Raw genomic sequence first — 22,097 nt, 5'->3', positions numbered from 1 at the left:
AAGCCCAATCCCTGAATCCGGGGATTGGGCTTTTTTATATTCTGGTTGAAGAGAAGGAATCCCCTTATTCCAAGGGCTCCCGAATGACCTCATATTCTCGTCCGGCCAGCAGATCGCTCAGAAGGGAGGAGACCATCTCCTCCATGATCCGCTTGTCGCCTGAGGTGTAGAAGGTATAGGAGGGGGCGGATTCCCGGGGCTCCTTGGGCGAGAGGGCGGAGAGGGAGCGGGCCAGGTCATCCACCATGCCCGTGGCCGGGTCGATGAGGCGGATGTCTTTGCCGACATGGGCCTGGATTTCCCGGCGGACAAGGGGAAAGTGGGTGCAGCCCAGGATGACGATGGGGGGGACCATGCCCTGCCAGGGGGCCAGGTCTTTTTCCACGGCGGCCCGGTAGAGGTCGTGGTTGAAGCTACCTTCTTCGATGACCGGGACGATGGAGGGGCAGGGGAGGCCCAGGACGTGGAGGAGGCGGTCCCTTTCGAAGAGGGCCTTCTGGAAGGAACCGGATTCCACGGTGTTGATGGTCCCGATGACTCCGATGTCGGGGGTCTCATGGTCCAGGGTCCAGGGGTGGTCGGATTCTTGGTAGGCCTTGAGGGCTTCCCGGGCACCGGCTTCGATGGTTCCGATGACGGGGATGTGGTGGCGGTCCCGGAATTCATAGGGCATCCAGGATGACATGGTATTGCAGGCCAGGACCAGGGCATCCAGGTGGAATTGGGCCAAGAAGTCCACCATGCGGTGGCCTAGGGCCTTCATCTCGGGAACCGGCCGGCCGCCATAGGGGGCGTGGCCGCTGTCGCCAAAGTAAAAGTAGTGGTTATCCGGGAAGGCCTCCAGGAGGCTTTTCATGACGGTCAGGCCGCCGACCCCGGAATCCACCACGCCAATTTTATAGTTATTTAAATGAGACATATGTCCTCCTTGCTTGATATCTTACTTTACCACATGAGAGGGTGGCCGTCTTTTCTCAGGGGAAAAAAATGAAATGCTTTTGTACAAAATAAAAACATAGGCTTTGTTATAATGGAAGCATGAAGAAATCTTCCTCTTACGGTGGCCCGCCACCCTGTTTGCTTTGGAAGAGAGGAAAAGACGCACGCATGATATGAAAGGAGTTCATATGGAAATGCGCAAAACTTATGCAAGGATGATGGCCTTGGTTCTGGCCTTTGCCTTGGTCTTAACCGGTATCGGGATGCCCAAGGTCCATGCGGAAGAGCCGGCCAAGCCGGAAGAAGATGGATTTACCCTTGTTCTTGAAGTGAAGGACGATAAGGTCAAGGTCACCGCCACCGTCACCGGCGAACTTGACGCGGGTGTGAAAAACATGAACCTAAAAGAGGGCGACAGATCTTTCTCCCTGACTCGTAAAGAGGGAGAGAAGGTTCTTTCCGGAGAATTCGATTTAGGAAAGTTCAGGGGCATCTTCTCCGGCACCGAGGACCAGAAGGTTACCCTCGAATCGGGCGATGTCAAGTTAAACGGCAAGGTGAAGAAGGATGAAGCGGAGGCAGTCAATAAAGCAGTCGCGGAAGCCGATAAGAAGTCTGCAGGGGATATTTACAAGAACCTGGTGGATGAAATTGAAAAGGACAAGAAGGACGCCAAGTATAAGGATGCCAAGGCTAAGTACACAAAGACCTCATGGGATGCCTTTACTGCAGCCCAGACGGTCTCAAAGGAAGCCGAGACCGATTTAGCCAAGGCTCAAGCCGCCGCCAAGGCTTATAAAGATGCTAAAGACGGCCTGGTCAATGTTGAGAAACTCAACAAGGCGATGGATGACTTCAAGAAAGCCAAAAAATATAAGGACAAGTACTATACCGAAGATTCCTTAAAGGCTTATAAGGCCCTGGCCGATAAGATGGATGACTACAAGAAGCTCCTCGAGAACGGGACCAAGGAAGAAGTGAAGGCGGCTACCGAAGCCCTCAACGGCCTCAAGCTCGTCTTAATGGACGTTGAATTTATCGACTTCATCTCCCGCGTTTCCGGTGAGGACCGGATTGCCACTTCCGTTGAAATCTCAAAGAAATATTATGAGAAAGGAAAGGTGGACGCTGTTGTGGTCGCCCGCTATGATGAATTCCCCGATGCCTTAGCCGCATCTTCTCTGGCCAAGACCTACAATGGTCCCATCCTCCTGACCAAGTCCAACCAGCTGGATGAAGAGGTCTTCAAGGAAATCAAGCGCCTGGCTCCCGAGCGTGTGTTTGTCGTTGGTGGGGATAAGGCAGTAAGTAACGGTGTGGTTGCCCAGCTCCGCAAAGCTTCTGTATTCGGTGTTGACCGGATCGCCGGGGAGACCCGGTATGAGACCTCTGCTGCGGTTGCCCGCCAGGTGGTCAAGAAGCAGGGATATACCATGAAGGCCGTCATTGCTACCGGTGAAAATTGGCCGGATGCCCTGACCGCCTCCACCTTGGCTGTGGCCAAGAATAGCCCTGTTCTCTTAGTTCGTTCAGACCGTGTGGATTCCGCAGTCAAAGAAGCGATCAAAGATCTCAAGATTACCGGAGTTTACATCATTGGTGGAACCGGTGCCATTTCCAAATCAGTGGAAAAGGCCCTGCCTACAGTGATTGAACGTCTGGAAGGGGAAGACCGCTATGGTACGGCAAAAGCCGTTGCCGAATATGCCTTCCCGGAAAGTGACCATGCCTTCCTGGCTTCCGGCGAATCTTTTGCCGATGCCATGACCATTGGGCCTGTAGCAGGTAGCCAAGAGTCCCCCATCCTTCTGTCCACCGTTAAGCTCCACAAGACAACGGAGAAGGTCCTGAAGAATGGGGCCATTGACCACTTCACCATCATCGGCGGGACCGTCCGGATCGCCACGATGGATTTGGAAGCCGAAGAGAACATCCGCGATGCGAGAAGCAAGGCCGGTCTTTCCATTACGAAGAGATACGATGGAAAAGTTCCGACACTGAAGGAAGCGCTGGAAGGTGCTGAGAATAGAAGCAAATAAGGAAATTTTTTCCGGAACACGACGTTAAGCAAAAAGGCCGTGGGTGCAAAAATGCACCCGCGGCTTTTTTTTCCTTTTTCCCTCCTAATGCCAAGACCTGCGCTTTCTGTTATACTAAAAGCAGTTGGCAAGAATAGACCTAAGCCGGTAGACGGCGGTGAATCTATAGAAATTGAGGGACTATGAAAGCTATTGTTTTTGATATGGACGGAACCCTGTTAGATTCCATGCCGGGATGGAATGCGGTGAACGCCCAGCTAATTGAGGAGTTTGATATTCCCATGGCCGAGGTGGATTATGATGTGATCATCACCCAGGGCTTTGAGGACTTGGTCCGGATGCTCAAGGAAAACTTCGACTTCGAGACCGATGTCAATGTCCTTTATAAAAGGGCCAACAGCATTATGTCCAGGTGGTACAAGGAGCACTCGGTCACCCGGGAGGGGGTCCTGGAAACCCTGAACTGCTTTAAGGAAGCGGGCATCCCCATGGGGGTGGCGACGGCCACCAGCTATGAGCTGGCGGTTCCTGCCCTGGAAAAGGCAGGGATCCTGGAGTATTTCGACTTGGTCTACTCCTCGTCCACGGACGGACTGCCCAAGAACGACAAGCGCTATTGGGAGGCGGTGGCCAAGGCTATGGGCCAGGCCCCGGAGGATATGGCCCTCTTTGACGATGCCCTCTATGCCCTGATTACGGCTAAGGCCGCCGGCTATACGGTGGTGGCCCTGGAAGATGAGGCTTATGGACAAGATATTGACCAGATGAAGCGGCGGGCAGATGATTACCTGGTCGGCTTCGAGCATTTTAACCCCAGTGAATGGTTGAAAAAAGAAGATACAAGGAGGGTCCAATGAAAGAATTTGTCGGGGGATCCTGTTATGTGGCCAATGAAGTCATTGACACGGTGATTGCCCAGGCGGCCGCCAAGGTCGAAGGGGTCAGCCAGGTCCGTGGCTATGATGCGAAAAACGGCCGTTTGAAGTCCCATTATGACAAACTGATCCAAACGGAAAGTAAGGACGGCCACTTGATTACGGCCCTGACCCTGTCTGTCAGCCGGGATGCGGTCATCAAAGATGTGGTCTACCAGGCCCAGGTCGCCATCAAGGAAGAGGTCGAGTCCATGTTCGGCCTGGTTTGTGACCGGGTAGATGTGGTCGTCATCTGATGCAGAACACAAAAGATCTCTTAACGGAGCCGATTCCGCAGACCCTCCTGCGGTTTTCGGCTCCCTTTGTCTTGACGGCTTTCGCCCAGATGGCCTATGGCCTGGTGGATATGATGTGGATCGGTCGAATCAATGCCGAGGCTGTGGCGGCAGTGGGCCTGGTCGGCCTCCTGATCTGGTTCGGGGACGCCCTCTCCTTGATCGGGAAAAACGGAATGGGCGTCCTGGTAGCCCGCTACTTCGGCCAGGCCCGGTCCAGAGGGAAGGAGGGACAGGCCCTCCGGGAGGGTCTCCTCCGCCGCCTGAGTCAGGGCTTCCAGCTCTCCCTCCTGGTAGCCCTGGTCTATTGCCTCCTGGGCCAGGCCTTGTTGGCCCCCTTCGCCGGCCTCTACCGGCTGGGAGAGACGGTCTACATTTACCTCATCCAATATGCCCGGGTGGTCTTCATCGGCATGATTTTCAAGCTCATGTCGGTTTCCTATTCCCAGTCCTATTTCAGCCTGGGCAATTCCATGGTCCCCTTTTCCATCAACCTGGTGGGCCTGGTCCTCAACATGGTCCTGGACCCCCTTCTGATCTTCGGGGCCGGTCCCATCCCGGCCATGGGGGTCCTGGGCGCCGGCCTGGCCACCTCCCTTTCCCAGGCCCTGGTCCTCATCCTCCTCATCGCCTACTCCCGCCGGAGGGACCCCATCGACCCCCTGGGCCTGGTGGGACGGGCCTCCCTCATGGTTCGCCCGGATTGGGGCCTCTACCGGGAGATGGTCCGGATCGGCTTCCCCATGGCCCTCATGTCCCTCATCCTCTGCATCATCTCCATGATCACCAACCAAATCCTCTCCGGCTTCGGGGCTATTGCCGTGGCCGTGGGGGCCCTGGGTACCCAGATCGAGTCCATCTGCTGGATGACCACCGAGGGCCTGGGGTCAGCCCTGACCTCCATGGTGGCCCAAAATATCGGTGCGGGCCAGAGGAAGCGGGTCCGGGACACGGTCCTGGTCGGCTGCGGGATTTCCCTGGCCATCGGCTGCTTCGCCTCCTTCCTCTTTATTTTATTTGGCCAAAACATCTTCTCCATCTTCATGCGGGAGAGGGAGGCCATCCTCATGGGGGGAACCTACCTCCTCATCTTCGCCATCCAGGAGCCTTTCATGGGCCTGGAGTCGGCGACTTCAGCCATCTACGCCGCCCTGGGGGATACGGTCTTTCCTTCTGTGGCCTCCCTGGTCACCAACGTTGCCCGGGTTCCCCTGGCCCTTCTCCTCATCCCCCTGATCGGGGCACCGGGGGTCTGGCTGGCCATGTCCCTGATGGGCGTCCTCCGGTCGTCCCTCATGGGCCTGGGCCTGTGGAAAAAGATGAGGGCTTATCTCAAGACAGGACATCTCAAGGGTCGGACCCTGTAAAGGGGTTCGACTTCGGAATCATAAGGACAGAAAAGAAAGGATATTTACCATGAGAAAATTTAAGGCGGAATCGCAGAAGCTCCTGGATATGATGATCCATTCTATCTACACCAATAAAGACGTCTTCCTTCGGGAGTTGATTTCCAACGCTTCGGATGCTTTGGATAAGCGGTATATTTTGGACCTGGAAGAGAAGCCCTCGGACTTCGACCGGTCAAGCTACAAGATTGAACTCATCCCTAATGAGGAGGACCGGACCCTGACCGTTCGGGACTACGGGATTGGGATGACGGAAGAAGAGATGGACAAGAACCTGGGGACTATCGCCCATTCGGGAACCCAGGAATTCAAGCAGTCCGAATCCAAGGAGGATGTGGCCTCCATCATCGGCCAGTTTGGGGTCGGCTTCTATGCCTCCTTCATGGTGGCGGAAAAGGTGGAGGTGGTGTCTAAGTCCTTGAAAGACGGGAGCTCCCACCGCTGGGTCAGTGAGGGGGCGGACGGCTATAAGATTGAAGAGGCCGACCGGGAGGAGGTGGGCACTGACGTCATCCTCCACCTCCGCAAGGATAAGGAGGATGAGGACTATTCCCGCTACCTGAGCGAATACACCCTCCGGTCCCTGGTCGAGAAGTATTCCAACTACATCCGCTACTCTATCGAGATGGAGGTCAGCCGGCAAAAGCGGGTTCCCCTCCGGGAGGATGCGACGGAAGAGGAAAAGAAAGCCTGGGAGGACAATCCGGAATATGAGGAGACCCGGGAAACCCTCACCCTCAATTCCAAGACCCCCATCTGGAAGCAGCCCAAAAAAGACCTGAAGGATGAGGACTATATCAATTTTTACCAGCAGGAGGGCCTGGGCTTCGGCAAGCCCCTCCGCTGGATCCACCTGGTGGCCGACGGGACCCTGTCCTACCGGGCCATCCTCTACATCCCCTCCCAGGTCCCCTGGGACTTCTACACCCGGGAATTCAAGAAGGGGCTCAGCCTCTATTCCGCCGGGGTCAAGATTATGGACCATGCGGACTCCCTCCTCCCGGACTATCTTTCCTTTGTCCAGGGGGTGGTATCCAGCGAGGACTTCAAACTCAACCTTTCCCGGGAGACCCTCCAGGAAGACCGGCAGATGATGGCCATGGCCCGGAGGATTGAAAAGCGGGTCCTGGATGAGCTCAAGAAGATGATGGAGGAGGATGAGGAGGCCTACAAGACCTTCTTCGCCCTCTTCGGAACCACCCTCAAGGCGGGCATTTACCAGTCCTATGGGGCGAAAAAAGATGACCTGGCCCCCCTCCTCCTCTTCGATACTTCCCTGGGCCAGGGCCGGTCCTTGGACCAAATTATCGGCGAGGAGGGGGAAGAAGATGAGGCAGAAGAAAAAGAAAAGGCCAAAATCCTCTATGCCACCGGAGAATCCCTGGAGGGGATCCGCCAGCTGCCCACGGTCCAGGCCCTCATGGAAAAGGAAGAGGAAGTGGTCTTCCTGACGGACACCATCGATGAATTCACCATCAAGGCGATGGTGGACTACAAGGGCCATGCCTTCCAGTCCGTCCTTTCCGACGACTTTGCCTTGGAGGGGGAGGAGAAGGAAGACCTCAGCCCGGAAGCCGAGGAGCTCTTCTCGGCCATGAAGGAGCTCTTGGATGGGGAAGTGGTGGATGTGAAAGCAAGCCAGGGACTGACCCACGATGCAGCCATCCTGACGGCCCAGGGGGATATCTCCATCGAGATGGAAAAGACCCTGGCCGGCCAGCCGGGCGACATGCCGAAAGTCCAGGCCCAGAAGGTCCTCCAAGTCAACCCCGACCACCCCGTTGTCAAGAAGCTCCTGGCCTTCCGGGACCAGGGGAAGGAAGATGACTTCCAGGCCTATACCCAGCTCCTCTATGACCAGGCCCGGATCATTGCCGGACTGGGCGTGGCGGATCCGGTGACCTTCACCCGCCGGATTCAGGAGCTCATGTAGGGGTTCCAAACTGTTCGTTCAGCCCTTTCTTTGAACCAAAAAGGAGTAAAAAATGAAAAAATTTATTGTTGATCCCTCATTCTGGGCCCTCTTTCCGGAGGCTAAGATCGGTGTCCTCCTCATCAAAGACATGGAAGGCGGGGAGGAGTCACCGGAGGCTCTTCAGTCCCTCCTGGCCGAGTCCAATGAGAAGGCCAAGTCCTATTTGACGGCCGGCGTCTTCAGCGAGAACCCGGTCATCGCTGTCTACCGAGAGGCCTTCAAAAAGTTCAAGACCAAGAAGGGGGCCCGGTCCTCCATCGAAGCCCTCCTCAAGCGGGCCTCCAAGGACAACCCCGTCCCCTCCATCAACCCCCTGGTCGATATTTACAATGCGGCCAGCCTCCGCTTTGCCCTCCCCTTTGGGGCAGAGGATATGGATACCTTTGAAGGCGACCTCCGCCTGACCATCACGGAGGGCGATGATGCCTTCTATCCCATCGGAGATGGGGAAAACCAGCCCACCCTGCCGGGCGAACTCTGCTATAAGGATGATGCCGGGGCCGTCTGCCGCTGCTTCAATTGGAGGGACGGTCAGCGGACCATGATTACCGAAGGCACAAAGAATGCCTTCCTGATCAGCGAGTTGGTGGACCCCTCCCGGGAAGACGCCTTGGAAGAAGCCCTCCAATTTGTGGAAGACCAGGTAGGGGCCTACCTGTCCGGAAAGGTGGAGAAGGTCATTTTGGATAAGGAGAACCCCAGCTTGGTCCTGGAGGACTAGGGAAGGGGTCAGCCCTGGCTGTGGCTCATACTTACCTCAAGCCAGGGTCGCCACCCTTGATGGCAGGGCAAAATTCGCCTTTCTGTCCTTGCCGACGGCGACGAACTCAAGAACTTCCCTTCCCTCTCCGTCGGCTATTTTATTCTAGCGAATTTTGTCCTTATGCCCTCAAGGGCAAGCCGCCTGCGGTGGTGGCTCCTGCCTCCGGCTCTGAACTCATCCATTTGCTCGGCTCCAAGGGGCCCTCGGCCCTGACAATCTTGGGATTAAGAATTTATCAGGGTTTCAGACCCTGATATTTTTTCAATTCGCCAAATTGTCAGGGGCTTTTTTTGCCCTGACATTCTTGAGATTTTTCCAATTGACGGGGCTTCTCCCCCTGACATACTTGAGATTAGCCCATTTGACAGGGATTTTTCGACCCTGATTTCCTTACAATTGGGCGAATTGTCAGGGTGCTCAACCCTGACAATCTTAGAATTCAGAAATTTATCAGGGTTTTGGATCCTGTTTTTTGAGATTCGGCAAATTAGTGGGACCGCCAGCTTTGCAATCTCAGCAAATGCAGGATTTCAAACCAAAATGCAGGATTTCAAACCAAGGGAGCGGGAGTTTTGTCAATGGAGATACGCCGGGCGAAGCCCGGGCAGCCATTGACAAAGCGACACGGAAGACCCTTGGGCATGGGGAAGTTGGACACAACTTCCCCTGCTCCCGGCGAGGGCGGGTTTGGGTGGAGCCCAAAAACAAGCCAAAAAGAGACGGTGTCCAGCAAACTTTCCGCTTGACACCGCCTTTTTTTGTAGCCGTCACCTCATGCGAGGCTCCGGCCATTAGTATTCATTAAGCTTTTGAACCAGGACGTCGGGGTCGATCCCGTGGGTCATGGCGCCTTGTTCGATGGACTCCATCATGGAGGCCGGGCAGCCGATGCAACCCAAGCCGACCATCATGAGGAGCTCGATGGTCCGGGGTTTGCGTTGAATCACTTCGGAAATCAGCATATCCTTTGTGATGACGAATTCCTTTTTCTTATTTTCGTTGCTTCCTTGTTCTGTATGGAGATCCTGGTCTTGCAGGCTTTCTTTGTTCAACATATTTCCTCCTTGCTTTCTATCCCTGGATTTTATCACCAATGTAGGTTTATGATACCCAAAATGGGCAAAAGTATCTTTGATTGAGATCAATAAAAGAAGGGAGGGCTTATTGTAAAATCTCATACAGGTGTATACTATGAGAGTAAATTGAATGGTCAGAAGGAGGCAATATGACATTGAAGAAGCAAAAAGTATTCGAAGTGATCTCCGACCGGGAGAGGGAGTTACTGGAAGACTATTCCCGGGACTATATGGAATTTCTTTCCACGGCTAAGACCGAGCGGATGGCTGTGGACATCATCGTCAGAGAGGCGGAGGAAGCCGGTTTCCGTGAGCTCACTGAGGCCATGGAGGAAGGGATTGAGCCGGGGGATAAGATCTACCGGGTCAACAAAAACAAGATGGTGGTCCTCTTTGTCGTGGGTCAGGACCTGACCCTGGGCATGGACATCGTGGGCTCCCACATCGATGTGCCCCGCCTGGACCTCAAGCCCATTCCCCTGGCGGAAGATGGGCAGGCCAACATGGCCTACCTGAAAACCCACTACTACGGCGGGGTCAAGAAGTACCACTGGACCAACCTCCCCCTGGCCCTCCATGGTGTGGTTTTCACCAAGGATGGGAAAAAGGTAGACCTCCACATCGGTGAGAAAGTAGATGACCCGGTCTTTTACATCAACGACCTCCTCATCCACCTCTCCCGGAAGCAGCTGGAGAAGAAGGCTGACACCGTCATCGAAGGTGAGCAGCTCCAGGTGGTTATCGGGTCGGACTCCTCCGGCCAGGACGACAAGGTGGATGAGCCCATCAAGGTCAACATCCTGGCCTATTTGAAAAAGGAATATGGGATTGAAGAAGACGACTTCCAGTGCGCGGAAATCGAGGTCGTTCCTGCCGGTCCGGCCCGGGAAGTGGGATTCGACCGGTCCCTTATCGCCGGCCATGGCCACGATGACCGGATCTGCTCCTATGCCAACCTCCGGGGCCTCCTGGACCGGAAAGAAGGAGTGCCTGACCGGACCAAGGTCGCCCTCTTCGTGGATAAGGAAGAAATCGGGTCGGTCGGATCCACCGGCATGACCTCCAACTTCTTTGAATATGCGGTTGCTGACATCCTCTCCACCATGAAGGACAGTTACTCGGAGCTGGATCTCAAGCGGGCCATGGGCCGGTCCCGGGTTCTTTCTGCCGACGTCACCGCTGCCTATGATCCCCAATTCCCCGAGGTCTTCGACTACTCCAATTCCTCCCTTTTGGGCTGCGGGATTACCATCTCCAAGTACACCGGATCCGGCGGAAAAGGCGGGTCCAACGATGCCAATGCCGAATACCTGGCGGAGATCCGCAAGATCTTTGACGAAGATGGCGTCATCTGGCAGACCGGGGAACTTGGCAAGGTGGATGCCGGCGGCGGCGGGACCATCGCCTACATCCTGGCTAAATACAACATGGATGTAGTCGACTGCGGAACCGGTATGCTCTCCATGCATGCCCCCATCGAACTCGCCTCCAAAGCCGATGCCTATGAGACTTACCGGGCCTACCGGGCCTTCTTCAACGCCTAGTTGGACCGACTCGTAGGAACAATTTGAAACGATAGGAAGAGCCTGCCCGGGGAAATTTGATTTTCCCGGGCAGGCTCTTTTTGGTCAGGAATAGGCTTGCGACGGGGTCTTTCGATGTGCTATAATATTTTATCATGTTCCTTTATATTGGGATAAGTCTAGTCTTTTTTTCATACGAAGCCATATCGCTTAGCGAAGTGCGGAAAGTTGGTGTGCCTTGATCGAGAATAAAACGATGAATTCCATCAAAAAAGAAGTGGAAGAGGCCTTGGGGAGAAATGTTGTCGTCAAGGCGGATAAGGGTCGCAAGCGGATTGTGACCAAAGAGGGAGTCCTGGAAGGGGCTTTTGAAGATGTGTTTACGGTTCGGGTAACGAATAATTTCGATGTGGAATCGACGGTGTCCTATACCTACACCGATGTCTTGACCGGAACCGTGAAAATGACGATCTATTAGATCAGAAGTCCAGGGAAGGTGACCACCTTCCCTATTTTTTTGGGAAAAAGGATGGGAGTTGGCCATGGAAGTGGAAATGCGGGCGAATGCAAAGATTAATTTGGCGCTGGATGTTCTGGATGACCGGGAGGACGGGTTCCATGAGGTGGATATGATCCTCCAGGAGATTGACCTGGGGGACAATCTGACCATTGAAGAGGGACGGGGGGGCTTCGTTCTTACCTGTGATGACCCTGACCTGGCCCTGGACCGGAACAACCTGATTTTCAAGGCCTGGGAGGCCATGAAGGACCGGGTGGAGGAGAACGCCGTGGTCATTGAGCTGGAAAAGCGGATCCCCATCCAGGCCGGCCTGGGGGGCGGGTCTTCGGATGCTGCGGCCACCCTCAAGGGGCTGAATAAGCTCTGGGACCTGGACCTCAGCGATGAGGAGCTGGAAGAGATCGGGGCCGGCCTGGGTTCGGATGTCCCCTTCTTTATCCGGGGCGGGACCCAGCGGGGTCAGGGGAGGGGAGAAATCCTGACCCCCTTGAGGAATTGGTATGGCCACCGGGTCCTCCTGGTCAATCCCGGAGAGGGCCTGTCCACGGCCTTTGTCTATGGTCAGGTGGGAAATTATGGGAAGATTCGGGTGGCGGAGCTGGCTCATGCTATCGATAGCAATACGGCCCAGCTGACGGACCTCATGCAAAACCAGCTGGAAACGGTTACTTTGTCCCTCCAGCCCAAGCTCCGGCAAATCAAAAAAGAGCTCAAGGATTTGGGAGCCCAGGCGGCCATGGTGTCGGGGTCCGGCCCTACGGTTTTTGGAATTTTTGATGACCCGGGGAGCCTGGAAAAAGCCCGGCGGATCATGGAGTCGGCCTACCCCTTTGTTTTTTCGGCCACCACCCTGTAAATTTTGTGGATAAAATGGTGGAAAAAAGGCAACATATGGGGGATAAAGCCGATTCCTGACCTTGAAAGCACAAGCTTCCTCATGTATAATCAATCTATAGATAGGAGTGATTTTCTCCTCTGATAATGATTTTTTCATCCGAATTTTCGGATTTACGATATTAAGGACCCCAGTATGGCCAAAAAAACAATTCCCAACAATTCATTCGACCGTCGGGCAAAGAGAGTTGAGCGGAGGAGACTCCGCCGTAAGCGCAACCAACGCCGGAACATTTTGGCTCTTGCGTTAGCTGCTGGTCTTATCTTCTTTTCCGGACGGTTTATTATTTCCCACCTGTCCAACAATTCTTCGGCCCAGTCCTCCCTTCCGGAGTCCCAAATCACCATTGTTCAGGGTGCGGACGACCCGGCGGCTAAGGAAGAGAAGGGGACCGGCAAGGACCGGGAGATCAAGTACATGACCTCCAAGGAAGCCCAGTCCAAGCGCCTCCTTCCCCGGACGGAGAAGAAACAGGCGGATAGCTACCAGAGCCAACTTGACACCTTCCTGGTCACCAACCAGGACGTGATTTTGTATAACCGGGATTCCATCAAATCCACAGAAGTCGCTGCCCTGCCCAAGAACACCGTGGTAGAGACCTATGGCCACCAGGACGGCTGGACCAAGGTGACCTCTGTGGGACGGGAAGGCTACATCCGGGATGAGTATTTGGATGTCATCTCCGATGCCTCCCAGTTTGTGGTCGTCGATGGCCATCTGATTGTCAATGCCTCCTACGGCATATCCACCGATTACGAAACCGTCTTCCATGAGGATGCGGCGGCGGCCCTCCGGGTCATGACCGAAGCTATGGAGAGGGACGGGGTTAAGGTGGAAGTGGCCACGACCTATCGGTCGGCTGCTGATGAGGCCAAGGAATTGGTCCTGGAAGGCAACCCGGATCATGCGCCCCAACCCGGACATGCCGTCTTCCAGACGGGCCTGGGCGTCAAGTTCTATGTCGAGGGGACAGACCCCCGAATGGACAATGCCTTTGAAAAAACTGCAGCCTTCAAGTGGCTCAAGGACCATGCTCATGAATATGGCTTCGTCCTCCGCTATCCCCAAGGCTCGGAGACCATCACCGGCTACCGTGCCGACCCGACCATCTTCGTCTACGTCGGCATTGAAGATGCCTCCATTATTTCCAACGAAGGCCTCACCCTCGAGGTTTTCTATGGTGTCCAATAGGATGCCGGGAAAGTAAATCATTAACGTCATCATAGGTGTCGGGCAACCGACACCTATCGATTTGTTAGGACAAGGTAAACACATTTTTTCTTCGGGCGGCCTTACCGACTCGTGAGGCGGTCAATGCTTACAAAGCTAGAAAGGGCAATGATGAAGGTATTGGTAACAGGAGGCCTGGGCTATATCGGCTCCCACACTTGCGTGGAACTCCTCCACAATGACCACGACCTGGTGGTCGTCGACAACCTCTATAACGCCAAGGAAGAAGTCAAAGGAAAGATCGAAAAGCTGGGCCAAAGGACCATTGAATTTTATAAGGTGGACTGTCAGGACGAGGAGGCCATGGACCGGATTTTCCGGGACCATGACTTCGACTGCGTCATGCACTTTGCCGGCCTGAAGGCCGTTGGGGAATCGGTCAAGAAGCCCCTGGCCTACTATGAGGTCAACCTCAACGCCAGTTTGGTGGTCCTTAAGATGATGGAAAAATATGGGGTCAAGACCATGATCTTCTCTTCGTCGGCTACCGTCTATTCGCCCAAGAATGAGAGCCCCATGGTCGAAGGGATGCCGGAAGAGGCCACCAACCCCTATGGACAGACCAAGCGGATGATCGAGCAGATGATCCGGGACCTCTGCGTGGCCGACCCGGACTTCACCGGGATCCTCCTCCGCTATTTCAACCCCATCGGGGCCCACGAATCCGGCCTGATCGGGGAATCCCCGGTGGGGATCCCCAACAACCTCATGCCCTACATCTGCCAGGTGGCGGACGGCCGTCTGGACTACCTCCACGTCTTCGGGGACGACTACGATACGGTGGACGGAACCGGGGTCCGGGACTACATCCATGTGGTGGACCTGGCCCGGGGCCATGTTGCCGCCCTGGAAAACACGGTGGGAAAGAAGGGCGTCCTGACCTACAATCTGGGAACCGGCAAGGGAACCTCCGTTCTGGAGCTGGTCCATGCCTTCGAGAAGGCCAACGGCCTCAAGATCTCCTATGAGATCGAGGGCCGCCGGGCGGGCGATGTGGCCACGACCTATGCCGACTCCTCCAAGGCCCAAAGGGAACTGGACTGGAAGCCGGTCCACTCCATCGAAGAAGCTTGCAAGTCCTCCTGGGAATTCCAGAAGCAGTCCCGGGACTAAAAAAAGAAGCCCCCTCCGAGGGAGGGGGCTGGAGAGGCCGGCCGGGTTTTCCCGGTCGGCCTCTTTTTTTGTCGAGACTCATTTTTCAGGGAAGCGGGCTTCCAGGCGCTCGATGGCCCGGAGGGCCAGGTGTTGGGCTTCCGGGATCCGGAGGGCGATAACGACGACCAGGTAAGTCAGGATGGCGACCAGGAGGGCCAGGAAGAAGCGGAGGTTATCCGAGGCCAGGGGGAGGAAGTAGTAGACCGACCAGGAGGCCAGGCCCATGACCAGGGTTGCCAGGAGGATCTTGGCCAGGGACTTCCCCATCCGGCTCAGGCCCAGGGGACCGATCTTCTTTCGGAGGAGGGTCATGAGGAGGAGGGAACCCGCGATGGCCCCGATGGTGGTGGAGGCGGCCAGACCGCTCAGGCCGAAGAAGTAGGAGAGGACGAAGTTGAGGACGATGTCCACGCCCACTTGGATGGCCCCGGCAATCAGGGGGGTCCGGGTGTCTTTAAGGGAGTAGAAGGCCCGGGTGTAGACCTGGGAGAAAAGGATGAAGAGGAGGGAGGGAGCATACCAGAAAAGGATGGTGGAAACCATGGCCGTGGACTCCGGGGTGAAGGCCCCCCGCTCAAAGAAGATCCGGGTGATGGGAGTGGCGAAGAGCATGAGGCCGACCACCGAGGGGATGACCAGGAGGGCGCCGGAGGAGACGGCCCGCTGGGTCAGTCGCTTGAAACGGGGACGCATGGACCGGTTCTGGCCCAGACGGGACATCCGGGGGTAGGAGGCGGTGACGATGGAGACCACCACGATCCCCTGGACGAAGTCAATGAGCTTGGCGGCGTAGTCCATGGCGGAGACCCCGCCTTCGGAGACGATGGCTGAGGCAATGGACTTGTCGATGATGACCGAGAGGTCGTTGACCAGGATGGAGAAGATGGCCGGGAGGGCGATCAGAAGGGCTTCACGAATGAAGGGGTCCTTGGGGTTAAGGACCCAGGCGTGGCGGTAGCCGGTCTTCCGCATGGCCCGGGGGAAGAAAATATATTGGAGGCCCTTGGCAGCCACAGCACCCACGGCCAGGAGAACCATGGACTCCTGCTTGGCCGCGACGAAGGCAAAGGCCACCAGGATGATGTTCATGAGGATCCCGGTGGTGGCCGGGGTGGCAAAGTTGTCATAGATGTTCAGGTAGGAGATGGGGGCGGCATTGATGGCAGAGAAGAGGATGCCGACCACGACAATCCGGAGGAAGTCGGCCGTCTTGGCGATGTTTTCCGGGGAGAAGCCGGGGGCAATGATCCGGGCCAGGGGGTCAGCAAAAATCCAGGTCAGGAGGATGACCAGGCCGGCCAGGAGGACCAGGGTATTGGTCAGGTTGGCGGTGAAGTGGTCGGCGGCCTTCCGGTCCTTCTTGGACAGGACGTTGTTATACATGGGGATGAAGGTGGTTTGGGTAGAGACAAAGAGGTAGGAAAAGAGGATGGCGGTCAAGGAGTTGGTGATGACGTAAATATCCTTGATGATGGAGGTCCCGAAGACCGCGCCAAAAAAGACCTCCCGGAAGAGGCCGGTGAATTTGGAGATGATGGTGATGACCATCAATTGAAATGCTATGGAACCCATAAATCCTCCTTTTCTGATTCATTGAGTGTATCACAAGTTGAAGGCTTTCGGAACAAGTCTTGCCCGGTCGGTTATAATAGAAAGTGGGTTTTCCTTTTTTCATGAAAGGAGGGCCACCTTGGATTTTTTAAATGAGGAAGCGAGTCACTATGCATATTGAAAATAAAGAACAAATGAAGGCGTGGACCCTGGCCTTCCTGGAGGGCCTGGAGCCGGGCGCCGTGGTGGCCCTTGACGGGGACCTGGGGGCCGGGAAGACCCAGATGGTCCGGTGGATTGCCCGGGCCCTGGGAGTGGAGGGTCGGATCACCTCCCCCACCTTTGACCTCATCCATGCCTACGAGACCGACCGGGGCCCCCTTTACCATATGGACCTTTACCGGTTGGAGGAAGCTGAGGAAATCGAGGACCTCAACTATGAGGAGGCCTTTTATTCGGACCATGGGCTGACTTTTGTGGAATGGCCCGACCGGGCCGGGGACTATCTTCCCCCCCATACCATCTGGGTTTCCATTATCAAGGGGGAGGGAGAAGAAAGGGAGGTGGACATCCGATGAGACTGCTTGCCATTGATACGACGACCTCATCGACCGGGGCCGCCATCTACACCTGGAATCCGGACTCTCCCCGGGGATCCCGGGAGGGAACCTTTGAGGCGGTGACCATCCTGGAAGAAGACCAACGCCAGGCCGAGGCCCTCATCCCGATTCTCGATGATATGGTTAAGGAGGCAGGACTGGCCCCCAAAGACATCGACGCCTTTGCTTGCGCCAAGGGACCGGGCTCCTTTACCGGCCTCCGGATCGGAGTGACCATGGCCAAGACCATGGCCCAGTTTTCCGGCAAGCCCGTGGTGGGGATCTCCTCCCTGGCCGCCTTGGCCATGGAGGCTGAGGGGGCCGAGGACTTCCTCCGGGTTCCCGTCATCGATGCCCGGGCCAACCGGATTTTTGCCGCCGCTTATTCCACCCCAATGGAAGAGGGCTTCGTTTCGGAAGCCCTCCTCCCGGAAGCCCTCTACTACCAGGAGGACTTCCTGGATAAACTGACTAGGCTGGTGGAGGAGGGGGCCTATTCCGGCGTGGTCTTCACCGGCAAGGGGATGGCCGCCCACCCCTATTTGGTGGACCAAGCCAACTTCCCCACAGTTGTTTATCAGGGGGAGGGTCGCCTGTCCCCCATCCGGGCCTTAGCCCGGCTGGCGGCTGCCCGCCTGGATTTGGGTCAGTCGGATTCCATCCTGGACCTGGCCCCCAACTACCTCCGCAAGTCCCAGGCGGAATTGGACCGGAGTCGGCATGATAACCGGGGATAGGGCCATACCGGGTCCCATCCTGGTCCAAACCCGGATCCGGCCCATGGTCCGGGAGGACCTGGACCGGGTCCTGGCCATTGAAAGACAGTCCTTTCCCTACCCCTGGAACCGGGCCTTTTTTGAAGAGGAACTGGTGGAAAACGGCCGGACCACCTGCCTGGTGTCTGTTTATCAGGGAAAGGTGGTGGGCTATTACACCGCCTGGCATGTGGCCGGGGAATCCTCCCTCAACAAGATCGGGGTGGACCCGGACTTCCGCGGCCAGGGGATCGGTAGCCGTCTGGTGGAGGACTTTTTGGCCTCTTCTTTCGGAAGGGGGTCGGAGGACTGCTTCCTGGAAGTGGCGGTCAACAACGGCCCGGCCCTGGCTCTTTATGAGAAATTCGGCTTTGAGAAGGTGGGCGTCCGCCGGAACTACTATGCCCAGACCGGCATGGATGCTTATGTGATGCGAAAAAAGAGGAAGGAGGAGGCATGATTTCACTGGCTATCGAATCGTCTTGCGATGAGACTTCGGTGGCCATCCTGGAGGATGGCCGTAAGGTTCTCTGTAACTTGATCTCTACACAAATCGCCACCCATGCCCTCTACGGAGGAGTGGTTCCGGAAATCGCCTCCCGGAAGCACCTGGAGGCGGTCAACCGGATCCTGGCCATGGCTTTTGAAGAAACGGGCCTGACCCCTAAAAACATCGACCTGGTCTCCGTCACCCGGGGGCCCGGCCTGATCGGGGCCCTCCTCGTGGGCATTTCCGCCGCCAAGGCCATGTCCTTTGTTTTGGATGTCCCCATTGTGGGCGTCAACCACATGGAAGGCCACATCTGTGCCAACTATTTGGCCCACCCCGACCTGGAGCCTCCCTTCATTGCCCTGGTGGTCTCCGGAGGCCACACCTACCTCTGTCGGGTGGATGGGTATACGAATTATGAGGTCCTGGGATCCACCCGGGATGACGCCGCCGGGGAGAGTTTTGACAAGGTCTCCCGGGTCCTGGGCATGGGCTATCCCGGCGGGCCTAAGGTCCAGAAGCTGGCCATGGAGGGCCGGCCGGGTGCAGTCGACTTCCCCCGGGCCATGATGAAGAAGGAGGACGGTTATGACTTCTCCTTCTCCGGCCTCAAGACGGCAGTGATCAACTACTGCCACCACCAGGACCAGAAGGGCCTCCCCATCAACAAGGCCGACGTGGCCAGGGGCTTCCAGGATGCGGTCATCGACGTTTTGACCCAAAAGTCCATCCATCTTTTGGAGGACACCGGTCTGAAGACCCTTTGCCTATCCGGCGGTGTGGCGGCCAACGGTCCCCTCCGGGAGAGCCTGGAGAGGGCCTGCCAAAGCATGGGGGTGGATTTCTATGTGCCCCCCTTGGACCTTTGTACAGACAATGCGGCCATGATCGGATCGGCCGGTTACTACCACTATATCAACCGAGGCCCTTCGGACCCGGCCTTCACCGCCGACCCTAACCTGGGCCTCTAGTAAGGAGACAATATGAATCGAAACTTCATCATGGACCTCCACACCCACTCCCTGGCTTCCGTCCACGCCTACTCCACCATCACGGAAAACGCCCGGGTCGCCAAGGAAGCGGGCCTGGAGATCATGGGGATCAGCGACCATGCCTACGGAATGCCCAACACCACCAACCGGGACTACTGGCTCAATATTGACGCCCTCCCCGACTACCTGGAAGGCGTCCGTCTCCTGAAGGGGGTGGAGCTCAATATCAAGAACCACCAGGGGGACCTCATCGAACCCGACCTCTTGGACCGGGTGGACTATTCCATCGCCAGCCTTCATGGCCATATTTTCGATATGGATTCCGGCAGCCGGACGGATTTTACCGATGCCTACATCCACTGTCTGGAAAAGCACCCTGAGGTGAAGATTCTGGGTCATGTGGATGATGGCCAGTACCCCTCGGATTATGTGGCTTTGGTTGATGCGGTCAAGGACATGGGCCGGGCCCTGGAGATCAACAACTCCTCCCTGGGCCCCGGAAGCTACCGGGTCAATTCCCAGGAAAACATCCGGTTCATCCTGGAGACCTGCCTGGACAAGGAGGTCCCGGTCATCCTCAACACCGATGCCCACGTCGCCCCGGCTGTGGGGGACTTCTCCGCCATCCGGCCCATCCTGGAAGACCTGGATTTCCCGGATGATCTCATTATCAACACCTCATGGAAGAAGTTGGAAGAACTCTTAGGACGGAGCCTGTAACTTGCTATGGACCTACAAGGACTAAACGACCAACAAAAACAAGCGGTTCTTTCTGAAGCCCCTTCCCTCCTGGTCTTGGCCGGGGCGGGGTCGGGGAAGACCCGGGTCCTGACCCAGCGGATTGCCTATTTGATCCAGGAAAAGGGGGTGGCCCCCTGGCAGGTCCTGGCCTTTACCTTTACCAACAAGGCGGCAGGAGAGATGAAGGACCGGGTGGCCCGGGCCCTGGGCCGGCCGGTGGATTCCCTTTGGATTGGGACCTTCCACTCCATCTGTTCCCGCCTTCTTCGCCGGGAGATCGTCCACCTGGGCTATGCCTCCAACTTCACCATCTACGACGCCGGGGACCAGGCCTCCCTGGTCAAGCAGATTCTCAAGCAAGGCCACATGGAGGACCAGGGGATGAGCCCCCGGGCCATCCTCTCCGCCATCTCTCTCTTGAAAAACCGGGGGATTCCTGTGGAGGAGGCCCTGGACCGGGCGGAGAACCCGGTGGACCTCCTGGTGGCCCGGGTCTACCGGGCCTATGAGGGGGCCAAGAAAAAAACAATGCCCTGGACTTCGACGACCTGATTTTATTCATGCTGACCCTCATGACCAAGTATCCGGAAGTCCGGGACCGCTACCGGGACCAATTCCGCTATGTCTTCGTGGATGAATACCAGGATACCAACCACGCCCAATACGACCTCATCCGGTCCTTTGTCGGTCCGGATAGCCGGGTCTTCCTGGTGGGGGATGCCGACCAGTCCATTTATGGCTGGCGGGGGGCGGACATTTCCAACATCCTTCACTTCGACCGGGACTTCCGGTCCCCCAAGACCCTTCTTTTGGAACAGAACTACCGGTCGACCAAGCGGATCCTGGAGGCCGCCAATGCCCTGATCCGCCACAATGAGGAAAGAAAAGAGAAGAATCTTTGGACGGAAAACGGGGAGGGGGCCCCCATCCAATACCGGCTCTTCCAGTCGGAGGCCGAGGAGGCGGTGGGCCTGGTGGAAAAAATCCGGGGGGAGTCCAATGTGACCCCCTACAAGGGCCAGGCCATCCTCTACCGGACCAACGCCCAGTCCCGGCCCCTGGAAGAGGCCCTGATCCGGGAGGGAATCCCCTACCGGGTGGTGGGTGGACTCAAGTTCTACGACTGGGCGGAAATCAAGGACCTGGTCGCCTACATGACCCTCATCATCAACCCGACGGACGATGTGGCCTTCCGCCGGATCATCAACCAGCCCAAGCGGGGCCTGGGGGAGAAGAGCCTGGATAGCCTCCAAAAACTGGCTGCGGAGAACGGTCTCTCCCTCATGGACACCCTTTTAGACGGAGACCTTTTTGCCGGCCTGACTCCGGCCATCCAAAAGAAGTTCCGTCCCTTCCTGGACCTCTTCTGCTCTCTGGCCGGCCAGGTCCATGGGCCCATGACGGATTTCTTCCAAGCCGTCTACCGGGAGTCGGGCTATGAGGCCATGCTGGAGAAGTCACAAGCGGTGGAGGACCGGTCCCGGATGGACAACATCGCCGCCTTCTACGATGCCATCGTCCAGTACCAGGATGAGGAGGCGGAAGGGACCATCGTGGACTACCTCCAAAACCTGGCCCTCATGTCCGACCTGGACAAGACCGAGGAAGGGAAGTCGGGGGTCACCCTCATGACCATGCATTCAGCCAAGGGCCTGGAATTTCCCATCGTCTATGTGGCGGGTTTAGAGGACGGCCTGGCCCCCTCTGAGCGGGCCATGGAGGAGGGGCATTTGGAGGAGGAACGCCGGCTCATGTATGTAGCCATCACCCGGGCGGAGAAGAAGCTCTACCTGTCCGGGGCCCAAGTCCGTCGGGTCTTCGGATCCCCCATGCCCAAGCGGCCTTCCCGTTTCATCGATGAGCTGGAGGGCCACCTGGAGAAGGTCGGGGAGGATCTTGATGAGCCTGCTTCCTATGGTGGAAGCTTTGCCTCCTCACCGGGAAGGCGGAAACCCGTGAGCAGCAGCGAGAGCTTCGGGGATGCCCGGATCCGGGGGGCTTACGACCGTCAGAGGGAGCGGATCCGGGAATTGGTCCGCCAGAAGCAAAAGAGGTTGGATGAGACCCTCCACACCCCCTACCGGGTGGGGGATAAGGTCCGCCACCGGAAGTTCGGCCTGGGGACGGTGGTTTCCGTCGTGGCCAGGGAGGACGGGGACGAGCTGACCGTGACCTTCGATAAAAAGGGAATCAAGCGGCTCAATGCCGCCCTGGCCCCCCTGACCAAGGAATCCTAAG

At 56.8% G+C, this 22,097-nt stretch carries 20 protein-coding genes and 1 pseudogene; 18 read left to right on the top strand and 3 right to left on the bottom strand.

The features are described from left to right. Positions 1 to 64: 64 nt before the first annotated feature. Positions 65 to 919 carry a glutamate racemase gene (murI, locus tag HGKM_RS00540; protein ID WP_019133354.1) on the bottom strand — a complete coding sequence of 285 codons (855 nt, stop codon included), beginning with the start codon at positions 917 to 919 and terminating at the stop codon, positions 65 to 67. A 208-nt stretch (positions 920 to 1,127) separates the two neighbouring features. On the opposite strand from murI, the gene HGKM_RS08115 reads away from it, so the two are divergent. From HGKM_RS08115 to HGKM_RS00510, 6 genes are all read left to right on the top strand, one after another. Then, on the top strand, positions 1,128 to 2,978 hold the full coding sequence (locus HGKM_RS08115; RefSeq protein WP_019133353.1) for a cell wall-binding repeat-containing protein: 1,851 nt from the start codon (positions 1,128 to 1,130) through the stop codon (positions 2,976 to 2,978). 182 nt (positions 2,979 to 3,160) lie between these two features. After that, positions 3,161 to 3,835 carry an HAD family hydrolase gene (locus HGKM_RS00530; protein WP_019133352.1) on the top strand — a complete coding sequence of 225 codons (675 nt, stop codon included), beginning with the start codon at positions 3,161 to 3,163 and terminating at the stop codon, positions 3,833 to 3,835. Then, complete coding sequence (locus HGKM_RS00525; RefSeq protein ID WP_019133351.1) at positions 3,832 to 4,149, top strand: Asp23/Gls24 family envelope stress response protein; 318 nt, start codon at positions 3,832 to 3,834, stop codon at positions 4,147 to 4,149. Before HGKM_RS00530 ends, HGKM_RS00525 begins: the two co-directional genes overlap by 4 nt. Further along, entirely contained in the window at positions 4,149 to 5,555 is a 1,407-nt protein-coding gene (locus HGKM_RS00520) for an MATE family efflux transporter (protein WP_019133350.1), read from the top strand. The genes HGKM_RS00525 and HGKM_RS00520 overlap by 1 nt, the downstream gene beginning before the upstream one ends. A 49-nt stretch (positions 5,556 to 5,604) precedes the next feature. Further along, entirely contained in the window at positions 5,605 to 7,527 is a 1,923-nt protein-coding gene (htpG, locus tag HGKM_RS00515) for a molecular chaperone HtpG (protein ID WP_019133349.1), read from the top strand. 52 nt (positions 7,528 to 7,579) lie between these two features. Next, on the top strand, positions 7,580 to 8,290 hold the full coding sequence (locus tag HGKM_RS00510) for a B3/B4 domain-containing protein (protein WP_019133348.1): 711 nt from the start codon (positions 7,580 to 7,582) through the stop codon (positions 8,288 to 8,290). An 833-nt stretch (positions 8,291 to 9,123) separates the two neighbouring features. On the opposite strand, the gene HGKM_RS09180 is transcribed toward HGKM_RS00510, so the two are convergent. Then, complete coding sequence (locus HGKM_RS09180; protein ID WP_019133347.1) at positions 9,124 to 9,387, bottom strand: DUF1858 domain-containing protein; 264 nt, start codon at positions 9,385 to 9,387, stop codon at positions 9,124 to 9,126. Between the two features lie 170 nt (positions 9,388 to 9,557). Between HGKM_RS09180 and HGKM_RS00500 the strand changes: the two genes are divergently transcribed. The 5 genes from HGKM_RS00500 to galE all read left to right on the top strand — a co-directional run bounded on the left by HGKM_RS00500 (position 9,558) and on the right by galE (position 14,689). Continuing rightward, complete coding sequence (locus tag HGKM_RS00500) at positions 9,558 to 10,952, top strand: aminopeptidase (RefSeq protein ID WP_019133346.1); 1,395 nt, start codon at positions 9,558 to 9,560, stop codon at positions 10,950 to 10,952. A gap of 235 nt (positions 10,953 to 11,187) precedes the next feature. Then, positions 11,188 to 11,409, top strand: coding sequence for a Veg family protein (locus HGKM_RS00495; RefSeq protein ID WP_019133345.1), 222 nt, complete (start codon positions 11,188 to 11,190; stop codon positions 11,407 to 11,409). Positions 11,410 to 11,473: 64 nt separating this feature from the next. Then, the gene (gene ispE, locus HGKM_RS00490; RefSeq protein WP_034579135.1) at positions 11,474 to 12,307 is read left to right on the top strand and encodes a 4-(cytidine 5'-diphospho)-2-C-methyl-D-erythritol kinase; all 834 of its coding nucleotides are present in this window, start codon (positions 11,474 to 11,476) and stop codon (positions 12,305 to 12,307) included. 174 nt (positions 12,308 to 12,481) lie between these two features. Next, positions 12,482 to 13,537, top strand: a complete 1,056-nt coding sequence (locus HGKM_RS00485) for a D-alanyl-D-alanine carboxypeptidase family protein (protein ID WP_034578837.1) — start codon at positions 12,482 to 12,484, stop codon at positions 13,535 to 13,537. Positions 13,538 to 13,687: 150 nt separating this feature from the next. After that, positions 13,688 to 14,689: a UDP-glucose 4-epimerase GalE gene (galE, locus tag HGKM_RS00480; RefSeq protein ID WP_034579133.1), complete on the top strand. Its 1,002-nt coding sequence runs from the start codon at positions 13,688 to 13,690 to the stop codon at positions 14,687 to 14,689. 78 nt (positions 14,690 to 14,767) lie between these two features. On the opposite strand, the gene murJ is transcribed toward galE, so the two are convergent. After that, on the bottom strand, positions 14,768 to 16,303 hold the full coding sequence (murJ, locus tag HGKM_RS00475) for a murein biosynthesis integral membrane protein MurJ (RefSeq protein ID WP_019133341.1): 1,536 nt from the start codon (positions 16,301 to 16,303) through the stop codon (positions 14,768 to 14,770). A gap of 149 nt (positions 16,304 to 16,452) precedes the next feature. Between murJ and tsaE the strand changes: the two genes are divergently transcribed. The 7 genes and pseudogenes from tsaE (at position 16,453) to HGKM_RS09205 (ending at position 22,096) form a co-directional block, all read left to right on the top strand. Next, the gene (tsaE, locus tag HGKM_RS00470) at positions 16,453 to 16,860 is read left to right on the top strand and encodes a tRNA (adenosine(37)-N6)-threonylcarbamoyltransferase complex ATPase subunit type 1 TsaE (RefSeq protein ID WP_019133340.1); all 408 of its coding nucleotides are present in this window, start codon (positions 16,453 to 16,455) and stop codon (positions 16,858 to 16,860) included. After that, complete coding sequence (tsaB, locus tag HGKM_RS00465; protein WP_019133339.1) at positions 16,857 to 17,618, top strand: tRNA (adenosine(37)-N6)-threonylcarbamoyltransferase complex dimerization subunit type 1 TsaB; 762 nt, start codon at positions 16,857 to 16,859, stop codon at positions 17,616 to 17,618. The genes tsaE and tsaB overlap by 4 nt, the downstream gene beginning before the upstream one ends. Beyond that, positions 17,602 to 18,096, top strand: coding sequence for a ribosomal protein S18-alanine N-acetyltransferase (gene rimI, locus HGKM_RS00460; protein ID WP_019133338.1), 495 nt, complete (start codon positions 17,602 to 17,604; stop codon positions 18,094 to 18,096). The genes tsaB and rimI overlap by 17 nt, the downstream gene beginning before the upstream one ends. After that, the gene (tsaD, locus tag HGKM_RS00455; protein WP_019133337.1) at positions 18,093 to 19,097 is read left to right on the top strand and encodes a tRNA (adenosine(37)-N6)-threonylcarbamoyltransferase complex transferase subunit TsaD; all 1,005 of its coding nucleotides are present in this window, start codon (positions 18,093 to 18,095) and stop codon (positions 19,095 to 19,097) included. Before rimI ends, tsaD begins: the two co-directional genes overlap by 4 nt. Positions 19,098 to 19,109: 12 nt before the next feature. Beyond that, entirely contained in the window at positions 19,110 to 19,838 is a 729-nt protein-coding gene (locus tag HGKM_RS00450; RefSeq protein WP_019133336.1) for a PHP domain-containing protein, read from the top strand. A gap of 6 nt (positions 19,839 to 19,844) precedes the next feature. Beyond that, positions 19,845 to 21,598: pseudogene (locus tag HGKM_RS09210) on the top strand (ATP-dependent helicase); the annotation flags it as partial. Continuing rightward, positions 21,575 to 22,096, top strand: a complete 522-nt coding sequence (locus HGKM_RS09205; RefSeq protein ID WP_425357646.1) for a 3'-5' exonuclease — start codon at positions 21,575 to 21,577, stop codon at positions 22,094 to 22,096. The pseudogene HGKM_RS09210 and the gene HGKM_RS09205, both read left to right, overlap by 24 nt. The last annotated feature ends 1 nt before the right edge of the window (position 22,097 follow it).

It is taken from the genome of Kallipyga massiliensis ph2 (genome assembly GCF_000311985.1).
GTDB classification, from domain to species: Bacteria; Bacillota; Clostridia; order Tissierellales; family Peptoniphilaceae; genus Kallipyga; species Kallipyga massiliensis.
Note: the sequence above shows the minus strand (reverse complement) of the source record. Positions and strands in the feature narration are given on the sequence as shown.

Bases quoted from the DNA above. Each gene is read 5' to 3' on its own strand.
- murI (WP_019133354.1), bottom strand. From the start codon at position 919: ATGTCTCATTTAAATAACTATAAAATTGGCGTGGTGGATTCCGGGGTC.
- HGKM_RS08115 (WP_019133353.1), top strand. From the start codon at position 1,128: ATGGAAATGCGCAAAACTTATGCAAGGATGATGGCCTTGGTTCTGGCC.
- HGKM_RS00530 (WP_019133352.1), top strand. From the start codon at position 3,161: ATGAAAGCTATTGTTTTTGATATGGACGGAACCCTGTTAGATTCCATG.
- HGKM_RS00525 (WP_019133351.1), top strand. From the start codon at position 3,832: ATGAAAGAATTTGTCGGGGGATCCTGTTATGTGGCCAATGAAGTCATT.
- HGKM_RS00520 (WP_019133350.1), top strand. From the start codon at position 4,149: ATGCAGAACACAAAAGATCTCTTAACGGAGCCGATTCCGCAGACCCTC.
- htpG (WP_019133349.1), top strand. From the start codon at position 5,605: ATGAGAAAATTTAAGGCGGAATCGCAGAAGCTCCTGGATATGATGATC.
- HGKM_RS00510 (WP_019133348.1), top strand. From the start codon at position 7,580: ATGAAAAAATTTATTGTTGATCCCTCATTCTGGGCCCTCTTTCCGGAG.
- HGKM_RS09180 (WP_019133347.1), bottom strand. From the start codon at position 9,387: ATGTTGAACAAAGAAAGCCTGCAAGACCAGGATCTCCATACAGAACAA.
- HGKM_RS00500 (WP_019133346.1), top strand. From the start codon at position 9,558: ATGACATTGAAGAAGCAAAAAGTATTCGAAGTGATCTCCGACCGGGAG.
- HGKM_RS00495 (WP_019133345.1), top strand. From the start codon at position 11,188: ATGAATTCCATCAAAAAAGAAGTGGAAGAGGCCTTGGGGAGAAATGTT.
- ispE (WP_034579135.1), top strand. From the start codon at position 11,474: ATGGAAGTGGAAATGCGGGCGAATGCAAAGATTAATTTGGCGCTGGAT.
- HGKM_RS00485 (WP_034578837.1), top strand. From the start codon at position 12,482: ATGGCCAAAAAAACAATTCCCAACAATTCATTCGACCGTCGGGCAAAG.
- galE (WP_034579133.1), top strand. From the start codon at position 13,688: ATGAAGGTATTGGTAACAGGAGGCCTGGGCTATATCGGCTCCCACACT.
- murJ (WP_019133341.1), bottom strand. From the start codon at position 16,303: ATGGGTTCCATAGCATTTCAATTGATGGTCATCACCATCATCTCCAAA.
- tsaE (WP_019133340.1), top strand. From the start codon at position 16,453: ATGCATATTGAAAATAAAGAACAAATGAAGGCGTGGACCCTGGCCTTC.
- tsaB (WP_019133339.1), top strand. From the start codon at position 16,857: ATGAGACTGCTTGCCATTGATACGACGACCTCATCGACCGGGGCCGCC.
- rimI (WP_019133338.1), top strand. From the start codon at position 17,602: ATGATAACCGGGGATAGGGCCATACCGGGTCCCATCCTGGTCCAAACC.
- tsaD (WP_019133337.1), top strand. From the start codon at position 18,093: ATGATTTCACTGGCTATCGAATCGTCTTGCGATGAGACTTCGGTGGCC.
- HGKM_RS00450 (WP_019133336.1), top strand. From the start codon at position 19,110: ATGAATCGAAACTTCATCATGGACCTCCACACCCACTCCCTGGCTTCC.
- HGKM_RS09205 (WP_425357646.1), top strand. From the start codon at position 21,575: ATGGAGGAGGGGCATTTGGAGGAGGAACGCCGGCTCATGTATGTAGCC.